Source organism: Enterobacter sp. DVT3837 (genome assembly GCF_056238685.1).
Window position 1 is genome coordinate 1338163 of record NZ_JBWDLA010000002.1, and the last position, 22559, is coordinate 1360721.

Below are 22559 nucleotides of genomic sequence, written 5' to 3' on the forward strand. Positions count from 1 at the left end.
CCTCTCTTATCCTTTAGTTTGTAACTGACGCCAGGCATCGTCTGCCAGCGCAATAAATTGTTTGTCTCTGGACTGCTGCAAACGCATTTCAAACCAGCCAGCCATCAGCATCACGACCCAAGGTCGCCACCGCCTGACCTGACGCGCAAGCGCTTCAACATCAAAATGTGCCATCCTGGCGTAGTCTCGGACGAGGTTTTGCCGCGCGGCTTCACTCTCTGTCCAGACTGCCGCCAGCTCAAGCGCCACATCGCCGTCTCCGGCATATTCCCAGTCGATAAGCCTGGCTCCTGCTGACGTATGAACAATGTTCCCGATATGAACATCCATATGCAACGGAGAGAGCCGCATCGGCTGTGGCTCACCCGCTTTACGCAGCCGCTTAAGATGTGCAAGCCACATTGGAGTACGTCTGTCTGGCAGGGCTTGCTGCCAGTAGTGCTCAAGCAATGGAAGCAGTGCGATTCGCCACCCCAGACGCGGCTGCTGGTGCAAATGATACAACATAGCCGCAAGCACAGGGGTGTCCGGGAGCTCGCTTTTGACCTCACCCGCCAGATACGCAACAGCCATCCAGCCCTGCCGGAAAAAACAGGGTTCAGGCACAAGATCCGACGGAAGACGCTTCAGGGCACGAAACTGACGACGAAAATGGGAAGCAGGAGCGAAAGGATCATGATTCTGCCGCAGCACCAGTCGTTGTTCACCATGCTCTATAATGCAACTCGCGCCGCCAAGCCCGGAATGGGCCTGCGGCGCGATAAGGCGATACTGGGGAAAATAACGCGTCAGGATCTCTTCACGCGTAAATTCACTGTTGCGTAACGGCACCTTTACCTGACCAGATAATTTCGCCTGTCTGTACCAGCATCAATTGCATCTGCAGAGCTGGTGTATTCACATTCCCGGTGGCGTTAGAGTACAACACGTACTGTGCACCTACGTTACGGGCAATACCGATCGCCTTGCTACGGGTACCGAGACTATCCTGTGGTGACAGGCCCAGTTGCTGTTTAGCCACCGCGAGCTGCTGAGCCGAGACCAGCGTAAACTTACCGTTGTTTGCCAGAGCATTGCGCAGCGTCTCTGTCGCTTCACCCGCGTTCAGTGAACCATTGGTACGGTTGTTCACGCTATCAACCAGCAACACACTGCCTGCCGTCACGCCTTGAGCCTGCAGCATTTTTCCCACCATCGGCTGCATCGCACCGTTCCAGTCATAATGACGCACGCGTGGCGCTGGTTGTGACGTCTGATCCGGATGTTCAATCGGGCCCGGCTGCGACGGGATTGACGGTACAGACGGCACGGTTGGCTCCGGCTGCGTGGGTTGTGTCGGCTGCTCAGTCCCGGGTTTAGCTTCTTCCACAGGCGCAGGCTGCTCAGTACGGGTCACACACCCTGCGAGGAATAAAGCAAAAGCTGTCACGAGCGCATAACGGCTCATATTTTTAATCAAGGTTCACCCCTTACAGATAAAGATAAAGTCTCACCTTATGTGCACCCAGATAGTTGGCGCTGCCATAGAGCGTTACCGACGACCTTGCCGGAATCGTGACGCTGCGCGGCGCCTCCAGCGGGTGCATTTCAAGACCTCTTACGTCATACCAGAAAAAACGGTAATGAACCGTCACAGGCTCATGTCTTTCATTAAAGAGCGTAGAGGAAGCAGAAGAGTTGATTTCACTGATGGTCAACGCAGGTTGTTGCGCCGTAATGCCCGCAGCAAGCACAGAAGATTCCATCACCAGCGTCTGTTCATCACTCACGGGGATCGCCGGACGCGAGCTGCACCCCGCAATCATCACCATCAGTATCAGCGCTGCAATACGCCCTTTAAGCATGTCAAAGACCTTTATGTGCCAGCATCGGTCCCAGAGGACGTCCACCCAGCAGATGCATGTGAATATGATAAACTTCCTGGCCGCCATGACGATTACAGTTCATGATCAGGCGGTAGCCGTCTTCAGCAATCCCTTCCTGTTCAGCAATTTTCGCGGCCACCGTCAGCATACGACCTAACGCCAGTTCGTGCTCGGCTTTTACGTCGTTTACGGTTGGAATCAGAATATTAGGAATGATGAGGATGTGAGTCGGTGCCTGAGGGGAAATGTCCCGGAAAGCCGTCACCAGTTCATCCTGATAGACGATATCCGAAGGAATTTCGCGACGGATAATTTTACTGAAAATCGTTTCTTCAGCCATGACCTTTTCCTTTTGTGTTTAGTCTGACGTGGTGCATCCGCTGTTAACACACTCTCTCAACGATCGTGTGACATAACGCAAGAGTATGAGCGAGTTTCTCCTGTCCTTTCAACCTTCTCCCCCGATTTCTTTCCCGAATGTTCATCTGCTGTATGAAGAGTGACCGCTTGCGCGCCTTAGAGACGTTTTTTAAGACATATTCCGCACCAATAAAAAAGGCAGCCATTCGGCTGCCTTAGTCTCCCCTGGTCACAACTTAGTGGCCGCGGATGTACTCATCCATTTCGGTTTTCAGGTTATCGGATTTAGTACCGAAGATTGCCTGAACACCAGAACCAGCCACAACAACACCTGCTGCACCCAGTTTTTTCAGGCCAGGCTGGTCTACTTTCGCGACGTCGGCAACGCTCACACGCAGACGGGTGATGCACGCGTCCAGGTTAGTGATGTTCTCTTTACCGCCGAACGCGGCAACCAGTGCCGGAGCCATTTCGCTGGTTGCACCTGCTTTGCTGTCTTCTGTTGCATCTTCACGACCTGGAGTTTTCAGGTCCAGTGCTTTGATCAGCACACGGAAGATGGTGTAGTAAACAACGGCATAGCACGCACCAACGATTGGGAACAGCCACAGTTTGCTGCTGTTACCGGACAGAACGATGAAGTCGATCAGGCCGTGAGAGAAGGACGTACCGTCACGCATACCCAGCAGGATACAGATTGGGAACGCCAGACCCGCCAGAATCGCGTGGATAACGTACAGGATCGGTGCAACGAACATGAAGGAGAACTCGATCGGCTCGGTGATACCGGTCAGGAACGAGGTCAACGCTGCGGAGATCATGATACCGCCCACTTTTGCACGGTTTTCTGGCTTAGCAGAGTGCCAGATAGCAATCGCAGCAGCCGGCAGACCGTACATTTTGAACAGGAAGCCACCTGACAGTTTACCTGCAGTTGGGTCACCCGCCATGTAGCGTGGGATATCACCGTGGAATACCTGGCCTGCCGCGTTGGTGTATTCACCAATCTGCATCTGGAAAGGTACGTTCCAGATGTGGTGCAGACCGAATGGTACCAGGCAGCGTTCAACGAAGCCGTAGATACCGAACGCAACAACTGGGTTCTGGTAGGCCGCCCACTGAGAGAATGCCTGAATCGCGGAACCAATTGGTGGCCAGATGAAGGACAAGATCACGCCAGTGAAAATCGCTGCCAGACCAGAGATGATCGGAACGAAACGCTTGCCCGCGAAGAAGCCCAGATACTCAGGCAGCTTGATGCGATAGAAGCGGTTAAACATATAGGCCGCAATCGCACCGGAGATGATACCGCCCAGAACACCGGTATCAGCCAGGTGTTTCGCAGCGATCTCTTCTGCAGGTAAGTGCAGAACCAGTGGTGCAACCACAGCCATGGTTTTCACCATGATGCCGTAGGCCACAACTGCTGCCAGCGCAGAAACGCCGTCGTTATTAGTGAAGCCCAGAGCCACACCGATCGCGAAGATCAGAGGCATGTTAGCAAAGACAGAACCGCCTGCTTCGGCCATCACATGGGATACTACGGCTGGCAGCCAGCTGAAGTTTGCAGAACCGACACCCAGCAGGATACCTGCGATAGGCAGTACGGATACTGGCAGCATCAGCGATTTACCGACCTTTTGCAGGTTAGCAAATGCATTCTTAAACATAATTGAGAGTGCTCCTGAGTATTTGTGCTTTTTTTACGCTTTCACGCATTGGCCCGGGGGGAGTACCGTGCCGTGGACGGGACATCTAAGCGCCCTTTATTTATTACACAGAGTAAAATAATTCCCTCTGGGTTTGTTTGACGGCTATCACGTTTCAGCTTAAGGCGGTCGAAAAACTTTCAGTTATTTACAAAAAGCATGTCTGGATGTGTCTAAAAACACCCTCACCGCCCCAAATGAGGCGGTGAACTTTACTCGTTTTATTTATTAATTACGAGCCTAAAAAAAACAGGTGTATCAAACAGATTGCAGGCGGGCGGGGTCGATATGGAACAGCGTAGAGAAGTTTTCGGTCGTGACGCGGGCCAGCTCTTCAATACTGACACCTTTAAGCACGGCCATGTACTCAGCTACATCTCTCGTCATGGCTGGCTGGTTCTCTTTACCGCGATGCGGTACCGGTGCCAGATAAGGAGAGTCTGTTTCCACCAGAATGCGATCGAGCGGAACATAACGCGCAGCATCACGGAGCTGCTCTGCATTACGGAACGTCACGATCCCAGAAAACGAAATATAAAACCCCAAATCAAGCAGTTTACCCGCCGTTTCTCTGTCTTCTGTGAAACAGTGTAGTACGCCACCACAATCCGTCACGTTTTCTTCCCGGAGGATCGCCAGCGTATCGGCACGCGCATCGCGGGTATGAACAATGACCGGCTTGTTAAGTTCGCGGCCAATGCGGATATGATGGCGGAAGGACTCCTGCTGGCGAGATTTAGTTTCAGGTGTGTAGAAATAGTCCAGCCCTGTCTCACCCATCGCGACAACACCCTCTTCCGCCGCCAGACGACGTAAGTCCTCAACGTCGTACGCCTCGTCCTGATTCAACGGATGCACGCCGCAGGAGAACACCACGTTATCGCGAACGCCCACCAGCTCACGCATGGAGCGGTAGCCCGGCAACGTGGTTGCTACCGCAAGACAGAATTTCACATCGCGGGCGGCGGCTTTCGCCAGCACGTCATCCACGTTTTTATGCAGAGATTGATAATCCAGGCCATCAAGATGGCAGTGTGAGTCGACTAAAAACATAATGTCTCTCTCAGAGATGGGAAACAGGCGGTGTGATGCCTGGTTGCAGGTAATGTTCAATACGCAGTAACTGGTCGGTCAGTAACAGCTCGCGATTAAGACCAGTGACTGTCAAAAGCTGTTCACGGCTCTGGCAAACCTCATGAAGGATAGCGTGCAGAACCGTACCTGAGAGGTGGTTTGCCAGTGTGTTCACCAGCGGCCACACATCCAGGTTGGTCAGCAGCGTTGCGCCTTGCTGGATCTTGAGTGCATCCAGAAGTAAGGAGGCCAGCCAGTGCAGACGTTCAACGGCCTGATCGCTATTCAGTGCAGGCAGTAAACTTAGCCAGTCATGGCTGTTGAGTGAAGCGTCGACTGCCTTACAAAGCGTCTCTCGCTGCGACCAGACATCAGGTTGCAGCAGTGCCAGAGCTGCCGCAGGCGCACCGCTGCTAAGACGCAATGCGGCCAGCGCACCATTTTGTGACATTGTCACCTCTCGCTCCAGCCAGCTTAACGCCCACGATTCCTGAGGCACTGCAAGGTGATGAAGCCGACAACGACTGCGCAGCGTCGCCAGTAATCGTCCCGGGTCACGGCAAGAGAGGAAGAACCACGTTTTTTCCGGCGGCTCTTCCAGGGTTTTCAAGAGTGCGTTCGCTGCCGCCTCAGTAAGCAGTGTGGCGTCTTTAAGCCAGACCACTTTTGCGCCGCCCAGTCGCGCGTGTTCGTACAATTTTTCACTGACTTCACGCACGGCATCAATACCCAGCGTGTTTTTGCCCTTCTCAGGCTCAAGCGTGTAGTAGTCAGGATGCGTGCCCGCCTGCATCAGCTGACAGCCACGGCATTTACCACAGCTCTTGTGCCCTTCCGGTTGCTGGCACATCAGAAAACGGGTGATGGCATAAATCAACGCATCATCCCCCATCCCTGGCAACGCCTGAATCAGTAATGCATGATGCCCCCGACCCGCCTGATAGCTGCCGATCAGCTGTTCAAAGTGTGGGCGCAACCATGGATACCATTTCATGCCTGCTGCTCCCGAAGCCACTGCGTCACGGTTTGCTGAATAGAGCGGGTAACCTCTTCCAGAGATTGGGTCGCATCAATAGTGCGAATAGAACTATCCTGCGCTGCCAGCTCCAGATAACGCGCACGAGTGCGGTTAAAGAAGTCGAGAGATTCCTGCTCAATACGGTCCAGTTCACCGCGCGCTCGGGCACGTTTCAGACCCACTTCCGGGGTCACATCCAGATAGAGCGTCAAATCGGGACGAAAATCACCGAGCACGGCATTACGCAGCGTGGCCAGCATCGTCTGGTCGATACCGCGTCCTCCGCCCTGATATGCCTGAGTCGACAGATCGTGACGGTCGCCGATGACCCACTTGCCCTCGGCCAGGGCGGGTTTGATCACCGTCTCAACCAGCTGAACGCGCGCCGCGTAGAACATCAGCACTTCGGCTTTGTCAGTGATAACTTCGTCGCCGACGGATTTAATATCCAGCACCAGGCTGCGCAGCTTTTCAGCCAGCTGTGTGCCGCCCGGCTCGCGGGTAAAGACCATATCCGCAACGCCGAGCGCGTTGAGTGTATCAACCACCACGTTGCGAGCGGTGGTTTTACCCGCCCCTTCGAGTCCCTCAATGACAATGTATTTACTGCGCATTTTTTTCCTTAAGTGCCTTCAGATAGTCCTGAACAGAGCGATTATGGCTGGCAAGGTTGGTGTTAAAGGTATGTCCCCCTTTTCCATCAGCCACAAAATAGAGATACGGTGTTTTAGCCGGATGTGCGGCCGCACGCAGAGAAGCTTCACTTGGTGTGGCAATCGGGCCTGGCGGTAACCCGCTAATCACGTAGGTATTATACGCCGTTGGCGTCTCAAGATCTTTTCTCGAGATCTTACCCGCATAACTCTCTCCCATGCCGTAGATGACAGTAGGGTCGGTTTGCAGACGCATACCGATGCGCAGACGGTTGATAAACACCGATGCAACCCGATCGCGCTCGGCCGCGACGGCCGTCTCTTTCTCTATGATTGAGGCCATCGTGACAAACTGGTTTTGATCTTTATATGGCAGCCCTTCCATTCGCCCTTCCCAGGCGGAATCCACTGCGGTGACCATTTTTTTATGTGCCCGCTTCAAAATCGCCACATCGGTGGTGCCTGCCGTGTACATCCAGGTGTCTGGCCAGAACCAGCCTTCCACCCATTCCGGGTGTTCAAACTTCAGCGCGTCAGCCACCGTCTGATAGCTATCGTCTTTTAACGTATGTTTGATATACGGCGCGTCACGCAGCTGTTTGAGATAATCGCTCAGACGCATCCCTTCCACAAAACGCAGCGGGAATTGAGCCTCTTTACCGCTTTCCAGCAGTTGCAGCATGTCTCTGACGGTCATGCCAGGTGTGAAACGATAGGTACCGGCTTTGAAATGCGACAGCTCAGGTTCGATACGCAATAGCCACTGGAAGACACGCGGACGGTTAATGATTTTATCGCTGTAAAGCTGTTCACCCAGCGCCAGCCGTCCGGTTCCTGCTTTAAGGGTAAATATTGTCTCTTCTTTGATCAGAAGCTTGCTGTCCGCCAGCTGACGAACCTTCCACACTCCGACTCCGCCAGCAATAGCCAGCACAACAACCAGGAGCAGGATAAAGCGCAACATTTTCTTCATGACGTTCTGGTTTGCTCACATAACGGGGCTAAAAAATGATACAGCTCGCGCGATGACCAGCGATGTTGGCCGCAGGCGCGAACAGGTACAACTGGCATTAACGCATTACAGACAACGACCTCTTCTGCTGTTATCAGCGCATTCTCAGCTGCGTTAACTTCGACAACGCGAAAACCAGAGTGTGCCAGTTGCTGTAGACAAAACTGGCGCATAATGCCATTTACGCCAGCCTGATCAAGCTTCGGCGTAAAGACATCGCTGCCCTGCCGCCAGAATAAATTAGCCGCACAGCATTCAGTAATGAACCCTTCGCTGTCAAGGACCAGGGCCTCGTCTGCGTCTGACTGGTCAAGATGAGCACGAATCAAGACCTGCTCAAGACGGTTAAGGTGTTTTATTCCGGCAAGCGCAGGGTTTCGCCCAAGGCGTACCGGGCTTAATTCAAGCGTGATACCGTCATGACGCCAACGTTCATAATGTGAAGGATATGCAGAAACGGAGAGGATCCGCACCGGATGCTGGCAGCTCGCGCCACTGTAACCCCGGCCACCACTACCACGGCTGATGATCACTTTCAGCACGCCGCTGGAATGCCCTTTTGCCCGTTGAGCCATCTCGCCGGCAAGGGTGTCCCAGTCCGTGAAAGGGAGCAGCAGTTTTTCACAGGCACCCTGCAATCGTCGGATATGCTCTGCAAGTAAACAGACATCGCCATGACGAATACGCGCCGTGGTGAAGCAGCCGTCACCAAACTGAGTCGCCCTGTCGCTTGCAGGCAGCGTGTCCTGCTCAAGACCATTGATTAGAAACATACTGGCTCCTTATGCGTGGTCGTACAGTCTGGCAAGGTGAATAACATCGGACAAGGGGATAAAACCGAATAAAAAAGGTCCGACAAGCGGACCTTTTTATCGCCATCAGGCAGTCAGGCTCAGACCTTTTTAAAAATCAGGGAACCATTCGTACCACCAAAGCCGAAGGAGTTACACAGGGTGTACTCCATGCCACTGACCTGGCGCGCTTCGTGAGGAACGAAGTCCAGATCGCAACCTTCATCCGGGTTATCCAGGTTGATGGTTGGCGGAACAGCCTGATCGCGCAGGGCAAGAATGGAGTAGATAGACTCTACTGCACCCGCCGCGCCCAACAGGTGGCCGGTCATGGATTTCGTGGAGCTCACCAGTACGCGGCTGGCAGACTCGCCGAAGATAGACTTAACAGCCTGAGCTTCCGCTTTATCGCCTGCTGGCGTAGAAGTACCGTGCGCGTTTACGTAGCCAATTTGTGCCGGGGTAATACCCGCGTCACGAATCGCGTTCTCCATAGCCAGCGCAGCACCTGCGCCGTTCTCTGGAGGCGACGTCATGTGGTAAGCATCGCTACTCATACCAAAGCCAACGACTTCAGCATAAATTTTCGCGCCGCGTTTTTTAGCATGTTCGTACTCTTCCAGCACGAGCATACCCGCACCATCACCCAGTACGAAACCATCACGGTCTTTATCCCACGGACGGCTTGCCGCCTGAGGATTATCGTTGCGGGTAGACAGCGCACGCGCGGCACCGAAACCACCAACACCCAGCGGGGTACTGGCTTTTTCAGCACCACCCGCAACCATAGCATCTGCATCGCCGTACGCAATGATACGCGCGGCCTGGCCGATGTTATGCACGCCGGACGTACATGCGGTCGCGATAGAAATGCTTGGCCCACGCAGGCCAAACATGATGGTCAGATGACCCGCCACCATGTTAACAATCGTGGACGGAACAAAGAACGGGCTGATCTTACGCGGGCCACCATTCATCAGAGATGTATGGTTTTCCTCAATCAGGCCAAGACCGCCAATTCCTGAGCCAATAGCGGCACCGATACGGGTTGCGTTCTCTTCCGTAATTTCAAGACCAGAATCCTGCATGGCCTGAACGCCAGCGACAATTCCATATTGAATGAAGGCATCCATCTTGCGCTGTTCTTTACGCGAGATGATCTCTTCACAGTTAAAATCCTTTACTAAGCCAGCAAATTTCGTTGCATAGGCGCTAGTATCGAAATGGTCGATTAGGCTGATGCCGCTCTGACCGGCAAGGAGAGCTTTCCAGGTGGACTCTACGGTATTGCCGACAGGAGACAACATGCCAAGTCCGGTCACAACTACACGACGCTTAGACACGTTTGTCCTCCAGGGAGGGATAAAAAAGGGATTCGTGGGACAAAAAAGATAAAACTCAGGCGGTCGAATGACCGCCTGGAGATGTTCACTTACGCCTGGTGACCGTTGATGTAATCAATGGCAGCCTGAACGGTGGTGATTTTCTCAGCTTCTTCGTCCGGAATCTCAGTATCAAACTCTTCTTCCAGAGCCATTACCAGCTCAACGGTGTCAAGAGAATCTGCGCCCAGGTCTTCAACGAAGGAAGCGGAGTTCACAACTTCTTCCTGCTTAACGCCCAGCTGTTCGCCGATAATTTTCTTAACGCGTTCTTCGATAGTGCTCATACTCTTAAATTTCCTATCAAAACTCGCTTTCGCGATGGTTTTCGTAGTGTATAAAATGTTGAAAAATTTGCAACTAAATCCCGGCAGTTCTTACCACGATTTTACGTTATTTTGAGGCCAATCCCTACAATAACGCAAATATTTTTCATCGTGATTAAACCATGTACATCCCGCCGTTGACGTGGAGGGTCTCACCAGTGATGTAACCCGCTTCGTCAGAGGCTAAAAATGCAACCGCACTGGCAATTTCTTTAGGGTCACCTAAGCGACCTGCAGGAACTGCTGCCAGTGTACCCGCACGCTGTTCTTCAGTCAGCGCACGCGTCATGTCCGTTTCAATAAAGCCCGGAGCAACAACGTTCACAGTAATACCGCGAGACGCGACTTCACGCGCCAGCGACTTACTGAAACCAATCAGACCTGCTTTCGCCGCAGCGTAGTTAGCCTGACCAGCATTTCCCATGGTACCAACCACAGAACCGACAGTGATAATACGACCATGACGCTTTTTCATCATAGCGCGCATTACCGCTTTTGACAGACGGAATACAGATGACAGGTTGGTTTCGATAATATCGTTCCACTCGTCGTCTTTCATTCGCATTAACAGGTTATCACGAGTGATCCCGGCATTGTTTACCAGAATATCCACTTCGCCGAACTCTGCGCGAATATTTTCCAGAACAGATTCGATGGATGCAGGTTCAGTCACATTCAGTACCAGACCTTTACCGTTTGCACCCAGATATTCGCTGATGGCCTGAGCGCCATTCTCGCTGGTTGCTGTACCAATCACTTTCGCGCCGCGCGCAACCAGTGTTTCAGCAATTGCACGCCCGATACCGCGGCTTGCACCCGTCACCAGGGCGATTTTTCCTTCAAAACTCATGGTATTCCTCTTTTATTGCGAGAGTGCCGCTGACATCGCTTCTGGCTCGTTAATCGCCGAAGCTGTCAGGGTGTCAACAATACGTTTTGTCAGACCGGTGAGGACTTTACCTGGACCGACTTCATACAGATGCTCAACGCCCTGTGACGCCATAAACTCAACGGTTTTGGTCCACTGTACCGGGCTGTAGAGCTGGCGAATCAACGCGTCACGGATAGCGTCCGGCGCTGTTTCGCATTTCACATCGACGTTATTCACAACGGAAATTGTCGGTGCGTTAAACGTAATTTTTTTCAGCTCAACCGCCAGTTTGTCGGCAGCAGGCTTCATCAGCGCACAGTGTGACGGCACGCTCACTGGCAGTGGCAGAGCACGCTTCGCGCCCGCGGCTTTACAGGCAGCACCCGCACGTTCAACCGCTTCTTTATGACCGGCGATAACCACCTGACCCGGCGAGTTGAAGTTAACCGGAGAAACGACCTGACCTTCGGCTGATTCTTCACAGGCTTTCGCAATGGCGGCATCATCAAGGCCGATGATGGCAGACATGCCACCCGTGCCTTCTGGTACGGCTTCCTGCATGAATTTACCGCGCAGTTCCACCAGACGTACCGCATCAGCAAACGCGATCACACCGGCACACACCAGCGCAGAGTATTCACCCAGGCTGTGACCCGCGAGCAGCGCTGGCGCTTTACCGCCCTGCTGCTGCCAGACACGCCACAGCGCAACGGATGCAGTCAGCAGCGCTGGCTGAGTCTGCCAGGTTTTGTTCAGTTCTTCAGCCGGCCCCTGTTGAGTCAGTGCCCACAGATCATAACCCAGTGCATCTGAAGCTTCACGGAAAGTCTCTTCAATTACCGGATAGTTTGCTGCCATTTCAGACAACATCCCAACGGTTTGAGATCCCTGGCCCGGGAACACAAAAGCAAATTGCGTCATTTTTTATTCCTTATCCTAGAAACGAACCAGCGCGGAACCCCAGGTGAACCCACCACCGAAGGCTTCAAGCAAGACCAGTTGGCCCCGTTTAATTCGTCCATCACGTACCGCTTCATCAAATGCGCACGGTACCGATGCCGCAGAGGTGTTGCCGTGACGATCCAGCGTCACCACAACGTTATCCATCGACATGCCCAGCTTTTTAGCGGTCGCGCTGATGATTCGCAGGTTCGCCTGATGCGGCACCAGCCAGTCGAGTGCGGTGCGTTCAAGGTTATTGGCTTCCAGCGTCTCGTCGACAATGTGCGCAAGCTCAGTCACCGCTACCTTGAAGACTTCATTACCCGCCATTGTCAGGTAAATGGAGTTATCCGGGTTAACGCGATCGGCGTTAGGCAGCGTCAGCAATTCACCGTAGCTTCCATCGGCATGCAGATGCGTGGAGATGATGCCCGGCTCTTCGGACTGGCCCAGCAGTACCGCACCCGCACCATCACCAAAAATAATGATCGTACCGCGATCGGTTGGATCGCAGGTACGCGCCAGAACGTCAGCACCAATGACCAGCGCATATTTCACGGCACCGGATTTTACATACTGATCGGCAACGCTCAGCGCATAGGTGAAACCTGCACACGCAGCAGCGACGTCAAACGCCGGACAGCCCTTAATGCCGAGCATGTTTTGCACCTGGCACGCCGCGCTTGGGAAAGCATGCGTGGCTGACGTCGTGGCGACCACGATCAGGCCAATCTCTTCTTTATCGATGCCCGCCATTTCGATAGCACGCTGTGCGGCTTCGTAACCCATGGTGGACACGGTTTCGTCTGGCGCGGCGATACGACGTTCACGGATACCTGTGCGCGTGACAATCCACTCGTCAGACGTATCTACCATTTTTTCCAGATCGGCGTTGGTACGCACTTGTTTTGGCAGGTAGCTGCCGGTACCTAAAATCTTCGTATACATGTACGCTCAGTCACTTTTAGCTAATACAGATTCCAGGCGAGCGGCAATCCGCTGAGGGACTTGTCGCTGCACCGCCTGCACTGCCTGTTCAATCGCGACAGCAAATGCTCGCTGATTGGCGGCGCCATGACTCTTAATCACGATGCCGCGCAATCCTAACAGACAGGCGCCATTATACTGGTCGGGGTTGAGGTGACTGAATCGCCGCGTCAGGCTTTTTTGTAACCAACGCTTCAATAAAATCAACCACCAGGCGCTTTTTTTGCCTTCTCCTTGAGATTTCAGCAGAGAAAGAAACATGCGCACGACCCCTTCCATGGTTTTTAACGTTACGTTTCCGGTGAAGCCATCGCACACCAGAACATCCGTTTTACCCGTCAGCAACTCATTGGCTTCGAGATAACCAATATAGTTGATGGAAGGAACCTGTTTGAGCAATTCTGCAGCTTCGCGAATGCTGTCCAGGCCTTTGGTCTCTTCTTCACCAATGTTCAGTAACGCAACACGGGGATTGTTGATCCCGACCACTTCTTCTGCCAGCACCGAACCCATCACGGCAAACTGAGCCAGCATTGTACTATCACAGTCGACATTAGCGCCCAAATCGAGCACCACTGTCTTGCCCTTCTGTTGATGCGGTAATACCGTCACCAGCGCCGGGCGCTCAATACCCTCAATAGGCTTGAGCAACAATTTCGACAGCCCCATCAGCGCACCGGTATTTCCCGCACTGACGCAAGCCTGCGCTCGCCCTTCTTTCACCAGCTCAAGCGCCATCCGCATTGAGCTACCACGGCTATTGCGAATCGCCTGCGAGGGCCGGGCATCACTGGCAATAACTGACTGCGCAGGAATAATCTGCAGACGCGAACGTTGTTCAAAGTCAGCTTTTGCAATTAATGGCGTGATTGTGTCGGGATTGCCGACTAAAAGAAGTGTGAGTTGCGAATTAGAATTCAGTGCCTGCAATGCTGCAGGCACTGTCACAGAAGGGCCAAAATCTCCCCCCATGACATCTAACGCCAGGGTTAGACGTGTCAAGGTATCGTCGCAGCCTGGTTCGGTAAATTCCCCGTTTGCACGGGGAAATCCTCACTAAGCTTCATCACGCTTGCGCGTGATTACTTAGTGATAACCTTGCGGCCGCGGTAGAAACCGTCAGCGGTGATGTGGTGACGCAGGTGTTTCTCACCAGAAGTCTTGTCTACAGACAGGCTGGTAACTGCAGTCAGCGCGTCATGGGAACGACGCATGCCACGTTTGGAACGGGTTGGTTTATTCTGTTGTACGGCCATGGACCTTACTCCTCAATTACTTACGCTTTAAGCTGGCTAATACGGCAAATGGGTTTGGTTTTTGCGCTTCATCAGGCAGTTCCCCAAAGACCATGTCCGCCTCGGACACTTCACAGTGTTCAGAATCATGCACCGGAACCACTGGCAAGGTGAGGATGATTTCATCTTCAACCAGAGCCAGAAGATCGATTTCACCGAATTCGTTAACCTCAATCGGCTCATACGCTTCCGGGAGTGCTTCAGCCTGTTCGTCAGAACGAACCGGACTGAAACAATACGTTGTGTGAACATGCTGTACAAACGGTTTCCCGCAACGCTGACACTCGAGCGTTACCGTTACCTTTGCATCACCGGTTAAAACGGCGAGACGCTGGTTATCGATAGCGAACGACATGGAGCATTCTACATCACTGTCCACACTGACTACGGATTCGGCAATACGCTCGGCCTGATCGGAAGTATAGATACCTTCGTAATCGAGGCGTTTTTGAGCCGTACGAACCGGATCAAGAGTCAGGGGTAATTTTACCTTTTGCATAGGGCGCGCATATTAACTTTGTAACGTCATATAGTCAAAGAAAAAGGCAACCTGGGCTGCCTTTTGCCAATTATTCGCACACATTGCGGCCTGTAGTTTAAAATGGCTGGCATCGATACGCTATATCTGGTGATAAAAATATGCCAAATCTCGTACTTGCTTCCACTTCTCCCTACCGCCGAATGCTGCTGGAAAAGCTCGGGATCCCGTTTGAATGTGCTGCACCAGACGTTGATGAGACGCCACAGCCTGGCGAATCACCGCGTCATTTGGTGACGCGTCTTGCTAAGGAGAAAGCACAATCGCTCGCCGCACATTATCCTTCGCATTTGATTATAGGCTCCGATCAGGTTTGCGTGCTTGACGGCGTTATCACCGGGAAACCTCACACCGAAGAGAATGCCATTCAGCAGCTGATGAGCGCACGCGGTAATATCGTCACCTTTTATACGGGCCTGGCGCTGTACAACTCGGCCTCTGGCCATCTGCAAACGGAGTGCGAGCCTTTCGATGTGCACTTCCGCCATCTCAGCGAGCAAGAGATTGTGGATTATGTGCGTCGTGAGCGACCGTTGAACTGTGCGGGGAGCTTTAAAAGTGAAGGATTGGGGATTGCGCTGTTCGACAAACTCGAAGGTCGAGACCCGAACACGCTGGTTGGGTTACCGCTGATTGCCTTGTGTCAGATGTTAAGGCGAGAAGCGTGTAATCCGCTGACGTCGTGATAAAACCATTGCGTCCTGGTGCCCCCCACAGAGAGAGGGCACCAGGCAAAATCAGCCGCGCAGAACCTTCAGACAGCGCTTTAACTGGTCATCCAGCGGTGCTTCAATACGGATGGTTTCGCCCGTATTTGGATGAGTAAACTTCAGCGCTGCCGCATGCAGGAACAGACGAGACAGCCCCGTGCCCGCCAGCTGCTTATCGAACTCCCGATCGCCATAGCGATCATCAAACGCGATAGGATGGCCTGCAAACTGGGTATGCACGCGGATCTGGTGGGTACGACCGGTCACCGGACTGCAGCGCACCAGTGTGGCAAACTCGTAGCGCTCTTCAACTTTGAAACGCGTCTCTGACGGTTTCCCTTCCTGGCTCACGCGGACAATACGCTCGCCGCTTTGCAGAATGTTTTTCAGCAATGGCGCCTGCACCACTTTCACATGGGACTGCCACTGACCGCGAACCAGCGCCAGATAATCTTTCTGCATCCCTTTTTCACGCAATTGCTCATGTAAAGAACGCAGTGCAGAGCGTTTTTTCGCCACCAGCAGTACGCCGGACGTGTCACGGTCAAGGCGATGCACCAGTTCGAGGAAACGCGCCTCCGGACGCAGGGCTCGCAGCCCTTCAATCACGCCGAAGCTCAGACCGCTACCACCATGAACAGCAGTACCTGACGGTTTATTTAGCACCAGAATGTAGTCATCCTCATAAAGGATCACATCGCTCAGGGCCGCGACTTTTTGTAGCTTAGGTGAAACGACCTCTTCTTCACGTTCTGCAACGCGCACTGGCGGAATACGCACTTCATCGCCAGCTTCGAGCTTATACTCAGGTTTCACGCGCTTTTTATTAACCCGCACCTCACCCTTACGCAAGATACGGTAGATCATACTCTTTGGCACACCTTTCAGTTGAGTGCGCAAAAAGTTGTCGATACGTTGCCCCGCTTCATCTTCGGCGATGGCAACCATTTTTACGGCTGGAGTCTCTGTTTTCATGGTTGGCGATTCTAAATATCGTCAGCCATTAGCGCCACTCATTTTTCTATGCTTATATTTACTTTTATCCGGCCTGTCCCCCCGTTTCACGCAACCGATTTGGTGGTTATTAAACCAATCACCATTCAGAAGTGAAGAAACTGTGAGTAACCGGGTGATAATTGGTAAAAGTCATCTTGCTATAACCCGGCGAGCAGTGGAATAATGAATCCGTTTTCCGTGTTTAATCCAGGTTTTGTAAGGATGTTGACGGAATGACCAATTTTGTCTGACCGATCATCCACGCAGCAATGGCGTAAGACGTATTGATCTTTCAGGCAGTTAGCGGGCTGCGGGTTGCAGTACTTCCCGGTATAAGGATTGTTCTCTGGAGAGTTCTACCCAGGCAATTCCCCTGATAATTGCGCTGTGTTTCCGTATGAAATACAGGCAACCGACACTCTGCGCCTCTTAAGCGAGCGACAACCGTGAGGTTGGCGACGTGAATAGACACGAGGCCATCGGTTCATACCCCGGAAAGCGTCACCTTGCCCGCAGCTTTGTCGTCAATGTAAGAATAACGAGTAAGTTACGATGAAAAGAATGTTAATCAACGCAACTCAGCAAGAAGAGTTGCGTGTCGCCCTTGTGGATGGGCAACGCCTGTACGATCTGGATATCGAAAGTCCTGGACACGAACAGAAAAAAGCGAACATTTACAAAGGTAAAATCACCCGCATTGAACCAAGCCTTGAAGCTGCATTTGTCGATTACGGTGCTGAGCGTCACGGTTTTCTCCCTCTGAAAGAAATCGCCCGCGAATATTTCCCTGCAAACTACAACTCCCATGGCCGTCCAAACATCAAAGATGTTCTGCGTGAAGGTCAGGAAGTTATCGTTCAGATTGATAAAGAAGAGCGTGGCAATAAAGGCGCCGCACTGACTACCTTTATCAGCCTGGCAGGGAGCTATCTGGTTCTGATGCCAAACAACCCGCGCGCGGGTGGTATCTCTCGCCGTATCGAAGGTGATGACCGTACCGAGCTGAAAGAAGCGCTGGCTAGTCTCGAATTGCCTGATGGCATGGGGCTTATCGTGCGTACCGCAGGCGTAGGTAAATCAGCCGAAGCATTGCAGTGGGACCTGAGTTTCCGTCTGAAGCACTGGGAAGCCATCCAGAAAGCAGCGGAAAGCCGCCCTGCTCCATTCCTGATCCACCAGGAAAGCAACGTTATCGTGCGTGCCTTCCGTGATTACCTGCGTCAGGACATCGGTGAGATTCTGATCGATAACCCGAAAGTGCTTGAGCTGGCGCGCCAGCACATTGCCGCATTGGGTCGTCCGGATTTCACCAGCAAAATCAAACTGTACACCGGTGAAATCCCGCTGTTCAGCCACTATCAGATTGAATCCCAGATTGAGTCAGCGTTCCAGCGTGAAGTGCGTCTGCCATCCGGTGGTTCTATCGTTATTGATACCACTGAAGCGCTGACCGCTATCGATATCAACTCCGCGCGTGCAACACGCGGCGGCGACATCGAAGAGACTGCCTTCAATACCAACCTTGAAGCCGCTGATGAAATCGCCCGCCAGCTCCGCCTGCGCGACCTGGGTGGTCTGATTGTTATCGACTTCATCGACATGACCCCGGTTCGTCACCAGCGCGCGGTTGAAAACCGTCTGCGTGAAGCAGTGCGCCAGGACCGTGCACGCATCCAGATTAGCCATATCTCGCGTTTCGGTTTGCTGGAGATGTCCCGTCAGCGTCTGAGCCCGTCACTGGGTGAATCCAGCCATCACGTCTGCCCGCGCTGCTCCGGCACCGGTACCGTCCGTGATAACGAATCTCTGTCCCTCTCTATCCTGCGTCTGATCGAAGAAGAAGCGCTGAAAGAGAACACCAAAGAGGTTCACGCCATTGTGCCTGTGCCAATTGCGTCCTACCTGCTGAACGAAAAACGTGCAGCGGTTAGTGCCATCGAAGCACGTCAGGGTGGTGTTCGCTGCATTATCGTGCCAAACGATCAGATGGAAACCCCGCACTATCATGTGCTGCGTGTCCGTAAAGGCGAAGAGACAACCACGCTCAGCTACCTGCTGCCGAAGCTGCATGAAGAAGAGATGGCTCTGCCTTCCGATGAAGAGCCTGCCGAGCGCAAATTGCCTGAGCAACCTGCGTTAGCCACCTTTATCATGCCTGAAGCACCACCTGAAACGGCGCTGGAAAAACCTGCTGCAAAACCTGCGGTACAGAAATCAGCAGCCACCGTGGAAAAAACCCAACCGGATCAACCAGGTCTTCTGAGCCGCTTCTTTGGCGCGTTGAAGAAAATGTTTGCCGGCGAGGAAGCTCAGCCAGAGCAACCGAAAGAAGAGCCTAAAGCGACCAAGCCTGAGCGTCAGCAGGACCGTCGTAAGCGTCAGAACAATCGCCGCGATCGTAATGACCGCAACGACCGTAATGACCGCAGCGAGCGTCGTGACAACCGTTCAGACAACGGTGAAGGCCGTGAACAACGCGAAGACAACCGTCGCAATCGTCGCGAGAAACAACAGCAAAATGTTGAAGATCGTGAAATTCGCCAGCAGGCGGGCGATGAGTCTGAGAAGAGCAAACAGCGTGACGACCAGCAGCCACGTCGCGAGCGTAACCGTCGTCGTAACGACGAGAAACGTCAGGCGCAGCAGGAAGTCAAAAACCTGAACCGCGAAGAGCCTGTTGAACAGCAGGACGGTGAGCAGGAAGAACGGACTCAGGTTATGCCGCGTCGCAAGCAGCGCCAGCTTACTCAGAAAGTTCGCTTCGCCACCGAAGCTACCGAAGAGTCAGCCGTTGTCGCCGCTGAAACAAGCGAGAGCGCAACCGGTACCCAACTGGCAAAAGTTGATCTACCTGCTGTGGTAGAAAACACGGTTGAGCAGGATGAAAACGGTGAAAACCGCGATAATGCCGGTATGCCTCGCCGTTCACGTCGTTCTCCACGCCATCTGCGCGTCAGCGGGCAGCGTCGCCGTCGTTATCGTGATGAGCGCTACCCTGCTCAGTCACCAATGCCATTAGCCGTGGCATGCGCATCACCTGAAATGGCATCCGGTAAAGTCTGGATCCGCTACCCGGTCGCTCGTCCGGAGCAGGTTGTGGAACAACAGGTGGTGACAGAAGAGTTGATTGCGCCAGTCGCAGCAGTGGAAGAAGCCGTAGCTGAAGCAGCCATCGTGGTTGAACCGCAAGCTATTGAGGTAGAAACCCCGCATGCCGTGACGGTAGAAACCACGCATCCGGAAGTGATTGCCACCCCGGTTGATGCTGCACCGCAGCTGATTGCTGAAGAAGATACCGTAGTGGCAGAAGAGGTCGCGGAAGAAGTACAGCCTGCTGCTGCTGTTGAAGATACCGCTGAAATCGTGGCCGAAACCGTCACTGAAAATGTGGTTCAGGATGTTGAGATTGTCGCTGAACCTGTTCGTGCAGCCGAAGAAGTGAAAGCACCTGAGGTGAAACCGGAGCCGGTTGTGTCTGCGCCAGCTTCTGCCCACGTGGCGACAGCTCCTATGACGCGCGCTCCGGCACCTGAGTACGTGCCTGAAACCCCGCGTCACAGTGACTGGGTACGCCCTGCTTTCAATTTCGAAGGCAAAGGCTCAGCAGGTGGTCACAGTGCAACGCATCAGGCGACTGCACCAGCGACTCGCCCGCGCTCTGTCGAGTAACGGCATCAAGTAAAAAGCCGACCTCCGGGTCGGCTTTTTTATTGCTTGTTTACAGGCTTTCTCATTCCGGCAATGTCCGGCATCACTTGCTTCATCATCTCAAGAAAACGACGTAAACGCGCCGGATAGTAACGCGACCAGGGATAAACCAGATGGACTGGCAGAGCCGCAGGTTGCCACTCAGGAAGAAGATGAATCAGGCGCCCTTCCTCAATATCCTCTTTCACCGTCCAGCTGGAGACCATCGCGACACCCAGCCCGGTCAGTACCGTATTGCGTGCCACGTACAAACTGTCAGTACTGAGACGCGGCGTAATGGCGATACGCGCTGGTTGTGCCGAGCCGTCAAATAACTCTATATGACGCTGATAAAAGGTACTGATGGCGATCCAGGGGAGTGTCTGCAAATCCTCTGGCGTTTTGACCTCCGGAAAACGCGCCAGCAGTGCCGGGGATGCCACGACGGAGCGCGGTACCTCTGCCAGTTGCACAGATACGGTCGCCGGATCGACCTCAGCACCCACGCGGATCGCGCAGTCAATGTTGTCACTCAGGAAATCTACCGACCTGTCATGCAACATCCACTCAACGGACAACTGTGGATAACGATGCAAAAATTCGGTTAATGGCTTCAGAAACTGGTCCTGCCCAAAGGCGTGCGGTGCACGCACCCGTAATACCCCCACCGGTTCATCCTCAGCCTGTCCAACTTCATCTTCAAGTGCCAGCCAGCTGTCAATCACGCGTCGGGCGTGTTGATAGCAGCGCTCACCATCGTCAGTAAGCCGGGTCGCATGGGTTGTTCGCAGCAGCAAGCGAGCCCCCAGCAGGGTCTCCAGAGACTGCAAACGTCGGCTAACCGTGGCCTGAGTGGTTGAAAGCTGCCTTGCCGCTGCTGATAACGACCCGGTTTCAACGATACGAACAAACGTTCGCATCAATTCCACTCTGTCTAAACGCTCAACTCGTTTCATACACCTCCCTGACATACGTTTAACGTATAAGCGTTTTACCACCGGGCTGGCTACCCTCGCAAGGCAGACTGATAAAAAATAGCCCCACACGACGAATGAGGAACATCTTATGAACACAACGACCTCCCCCCACGCAGCCAGCCGCTGGGTAATTTTCATGCTGGCGCTGGGTGCTGGCTTTAGCGTGGCATCCATCTATTACGCCCAGCCCCTTCTTCCGCTCATGGGTGCCGATCTTCATCTGAGCATTGAAGGCATGGGGTTAGTACCAACCTTAACTCAGGCAGGTTATGCGCTCGGCATTCTGTTCCTGCTTCCACTGGGCGATCGTCATGACCGCAGGACGTTAATTCTGATAAAAAGCGCGGCGCTCGCCCTGTTCCTGCTGGGCTGTAGCCTGACCGGGCAACTCCATTCCCTGTTGCTGGCAAGTTTGCTTATCGGCATGGCCGCCACCATGGCACAAGATATCGTTCCGGCGGCGGCTATTCTCGCGCCGGAAGGGAAGCTGGGGAAAACCGTGGGTACGGTAATGACGGGGCTGCTGATGGGCATCTTGTTGTCGAGAACTGTTAGCGGCGTGGTGGGAGAAGCCTTTGGCTGGCGCGTCATGTACCAACTGGCTGCGGTGAGCATTGCGTTTATCGGGGTGATGATGTGGATTGTACTTCCCCGTTTCGCCATTCACTCCACGCTGAGCTACCCCGCGCTGATGCGTTCTATGGAACATCTGTGGCGTCGTTATCCGGCATTGCGCCGTGCAGCGCTGGCACAGGGTTTTCTCTCGATTGCCTTTAGCGCCTTCTGGTCCACGCTGGCGGTTATGCTTCTGGAGCGTTATCACCTGGGTAGTGCCGTAGCCGGTGGTTTTGGTATTGCGGGTGCAGCAGGTGCATTAGCCGCCCCGCTGGCGGGTGGGCTGGCAGATAAACTGGGAGCCGGGAAAGTCACACAGCTTGGCGCATTACTTGTGACCGTCTCGTTTGCCCTGATGTTCCTGATGCCTGCTTTGGGAATTCACGGGCAGCTGATTCTGATTGCCGTCTCTGCCGTTGGGTTCGATCTGGGTCTGCAGTCCAGTCTGGTGGCCCATCAGAATCTGGTCTACAGCCTTGAACCACAGGCCCGGGGCCGCCTTAATGCTCTGCTCTTTACCGTTATCTTTATCGGCATGGCACTGGGCTCAGCCATAGGCAGTAATATTTACTCGCTGGCGGGCTGGACGGGCGTGGTCGCTCTGGCAACCGTCTGTGGCGTCATTGCGCTGGGGATCCGTCTGGTTGAAAGCGCCCGAGTCGCCTCCACACCAGCAGAAGTTGCATAAAAAAATGCCCAATCCTGACGGATTGGGCAGTAAAACATGCCCAGTTTCAAGACATGTTCCAAG

General features: G+C 53.5%; 23 protein-coding genes. 3 read left to right on the forward strand and 20 right to left on the reverse strand.

The features are described from left to right. Nucleotides 1–6: 6 nt before the first annotated feature. The 18 genes from thiK to yceD form a co-directional block, all read right to left on the reverse strand. A complete protein-coding gene (gene thiK, locus AC0XWG_RS21425) occupies nt 7–831 on the reverse strand; it encodes a thiamine kinase (RefSeq protein WP_128348410.1) in 825 nt (274 codons plus the stop codon). Beyond that, nucleotides 812–1459, reverse strand: a complete 648-nt coding sequence (gene lpoB, locus AC0XWG_RS21430) for a penicillin-binding protein activator LpoB (protein ID WP_028019038.1) — start codon at nt 1457–1459, stop codon at nt 812–814. Before lpoB ends, thiK begins: the two co-directional genes overlap by 20 nt. A gap of 10 nt (nt 1460–1469) precedes the next feature. Next, a complete protein-coding gene (locus AC0XWG_RS21435; RefSeq protein WP_028019039.1) occupies nt 1470–1844 on the reverse strand; it encodes a YcfL family putative periplasmic lipoprotein in 375 nt (124 codons plus the stop codon). A gap of 1 nt (nt 1845) precedes the next feature. Then, complete coding sequence (gene hinT, locus AC0XWG_RS21440; protein ID WP_028019040.1) at nt 1846–2205, reverse strand: purine nucleoside phosphoramidase; 360 nt, start codon at nt 2203–2205, stop codon at nt 1846–1848. Between the two features lie 256 nt (nt 2206–2461). Beyond that, the gene (gene ptsG / locus AC0XWG_RS21445) at nt 2462–3895 is read right to left on the reverse strand and encodes a PTS glucose transporter subunit IIBC (protein WP_108090213.1); all 1434 of its coding nucleotides are present in this window, start codon (nt 3893–3895) and stop codon (nt 2462–2464) included. Between the two features lie 297 nt (nt 3896–4192). Further along, nucleotides 4193–4987 carry a metal-dependent hydrolase gene (locus AC0XWG_RS21450; protein WP_028019043.1) on the reverse strand — a complete coding sequence of 265 codons (795 nt, stop codon included), beginning with the start codon at nt 4985–4987 and terminating at the stop codon, nt 4193–4195. A gap of 10 nt (nt 4988–4997) precedes the next feature. Next, on the reverse strand, nt 4998–6002 hold the full coding sequence (gene holB / locus AC0XWG_RS21455; protein WP_128348409.1) for a DNA polymerase III subunit delta': 1005 nt from the start codon (nt 6000–6002) through the stop codon (nt 4998–5000). Beyond that, nucleotides 5999–6640, reverse strand: coding sequence for a dTMP kinase (gene tmk / locus AC0XWG_RS21460; protein ID WP_049007885.1), 642 nt, complete (start codon nt 6638–6640; stop codon nt 5999–6001). The genes holB and tmk overlap by 4 nt, the downstream gene beginning before the upstream one ends. Continuing rightward, nucleotides 6630–7652, reverse strand: coding sequence for a cell division protein YceG (yceG, locus tag AC0XWG_RS21465; RefSeq protein ID WP_208594631.1), 1023 nt, complete (start codon nt 7650–7652; stop codon nt 6630–6632). Before yceG ends, tmk begins: the two co-directional genes overlap by 11 nt. Further along, complete coding sequence (gene pabC, locus AC0XWG_RS21470) at nt 7649–8464, reverse strand: aminodeoxychorismate lyase (protein ID WP_128348407.1); 816 nt, start codon at nt 8462–8464, stop codon at nt 7649–7651. Before pabC ends, yceG begins: the two co-directional genes overlap by 4 nt. Before the next feature lie 119 nt (nt 8465–8583). Then, nucleotides 8584–9825 carry a beta-ketoacyl-ACP synthase II gene (gene fabF, locus AC0XWG_RS21475; protein ID WP_008500794.1) on the reverse strand — a complete coding sequence of 414 codons (1242 nt, stop codon included), beginning with the start codon at nt 9823–9825 and terminating at the stop codon, nt 8584–8586. A gap of 89 nt (nt 9826–9914) precedes the next feature. Next, nucleotides 9915–10151 (reverse strand): acyl carrier protein, encoded by a 237-nt coding sequence (acpP, locus tag AC0XWG_RS21480; protein ID WP_003857954.1) that lies wholly within the window; start codon nt 10149–10151, stop codon nt 9915–9917. Nucleotides 10152–10305: 154 nt separating this feature from the next. After that, on the reverse strand, nt 10306–11040 hold the full coding sequence (gene fabG / locus AC0XWG_RS21485) for a 3-oxoacyl-ACP reductase FabG (protein WP_028019048.1): 735 nt from the start codon (nt 11038–11040) through the stop codon (nt 10306–10308). A gap of 12 nt (nt 11041–11052) precedes the next feature. Continuing rightward, the gene (fabD, locus tag AC0XWG_RS21490; RefSeq protein WP_028019049.1) at nt 11053–11982 is read right to left on the reverse strand and encodes an ACP S-malonyltransferase; all 930 of its coding nucleotides are present in this window, start codon (nt 11980–11982) and stop codon (nt 11053–11055) included. Nucleotides 11983–11997: 15 nt separating this feature from the next. Beyond that, nucleotides 11998–12951 (reverse strand): beta-ketoacyl-ACP synthase III, encoded by a 954-nt coding sequence (locus AC0XWG_RS21495; RefSeq protein ID WP_028019050.1) that lies wholly within the window; start codon nt 12949–12951, stop codon nt 11998–12000. Nucleotides 12952–12957: 6 nt separating this feature from the next. Beyond that, nucleotides 12958–13992 carry a phosphate acyltransferase PlsX gene (plsX, locus tag AC0XWG_RS21500; protein WP_475681040.1) on the reverse strand — a complete coding sequence of 345 codons (1035 nt, stop codon included), beginning with the start codon at nt 13990–13992 and terminating at the stop codon, nt 12958–12960. 80 nt (nt 13993–14072) lie between these two features. Further along, nucleotides 14073–14246, reverse strand: coding sequence for a 50S ribosomal protein L32 (rpmF, locus tag AC0XWG_RS21505; protein ID WP_003857964.1), 174 nt, complete (start codon nt 14244–14246; stop codon nt 14073–14075). Nucleotides 14247–14262: 16 nt separating this feature from the next. Beyond that, nucleotides 14263–14784: a 23S rRNA accumulation protein YceD gene (gene yceD / locus AC0XWG_RS21510; RefSeq protein ID WP_014883375.1), complete on the reverse strand. Its 522-nt coding sequence runs from the start codon at nt 14782–14784 to the stop codon at nt 14263–14265. 140 nt (nt 14785–14924) lie between these two features. On the opposite strand from yceD, the gene AC0XWG_RS21515 reads away from it, so the two are divergent. Next, nucleotides 14925–15509: a Maf family protein gene (locus AC0XWG_RS21515; protein ID WP_028019052.1), complete on the forward strand. Its 585-nt coding sequence runs from the start codon at nt 14925–14927 to the stop codon at nt 15507–15509. 51 nt (nt 15510–15560) lie between these two features. Here AC0XWG_RS21515 and rluC read toward each other — a convergent pair whose 3' ends face one another. Beyond that, the gene (gene rluC / locus AC0XWG_RS21520) at nt 15561–16508 is read right to left on the reverse strand and encodes a 23S rRNA pseudouridine(955/2504/2580) synthase RluC (protein ID WP_028019053.1); all 948 of its coding nucleotides are present in this window, start codon (nt 16506–16508) and stop codon (nt 15561–15563) included. A 573-nt stretch (nt 16509–17081) separates the two neighbouring features. On the opposite strand from rluC, the gene rne reads away from it, so the two are divergent. Then, entirely contained in the window at nt 17082–20198 is a 3117-nt protein-coding gene (gene rne, locus AC0XWG_RS21525; RefSeq protein WP_475681041.1) for a ribonuclease E, read from the forward strand. Nucleotides 20199–20236: 38 nt separating this feature from the next. Here the strand turns inward: rne and AC0XWG_RS21530 are convergent, their stop codons facing one another. After that, nucleotides 20237–21172, reverse strand: coding sequence for a LysR family transcriptional regulator (locus AC0XWG_RS21530; RefSeq protein WP_475681042.1), 936 nt, complete (start codon nt 21170–21172; stop codon nt 20237–20239). A gap of 109 nt (nt 21173–21281) precedes the next feature. Between AC0XWG_RS21530 and AC0XWG_RS21535 the strand changes: the two genes are divergently transcribed. Beyond that, the gene (locus AC0XWG_RS21535; RefSeq protein WP_134707533.1) at nt 21282–22496 is read left to right on the forward strand and encodes an MFS transporter; all 1215 of its coding nucleotides are present in this window, start codon (nt 21282–21284) and stop codon (nt 22494–22496) included. The last annotated feature ends 63 nt before the right edge of the window (nt 22497–22559 follow it).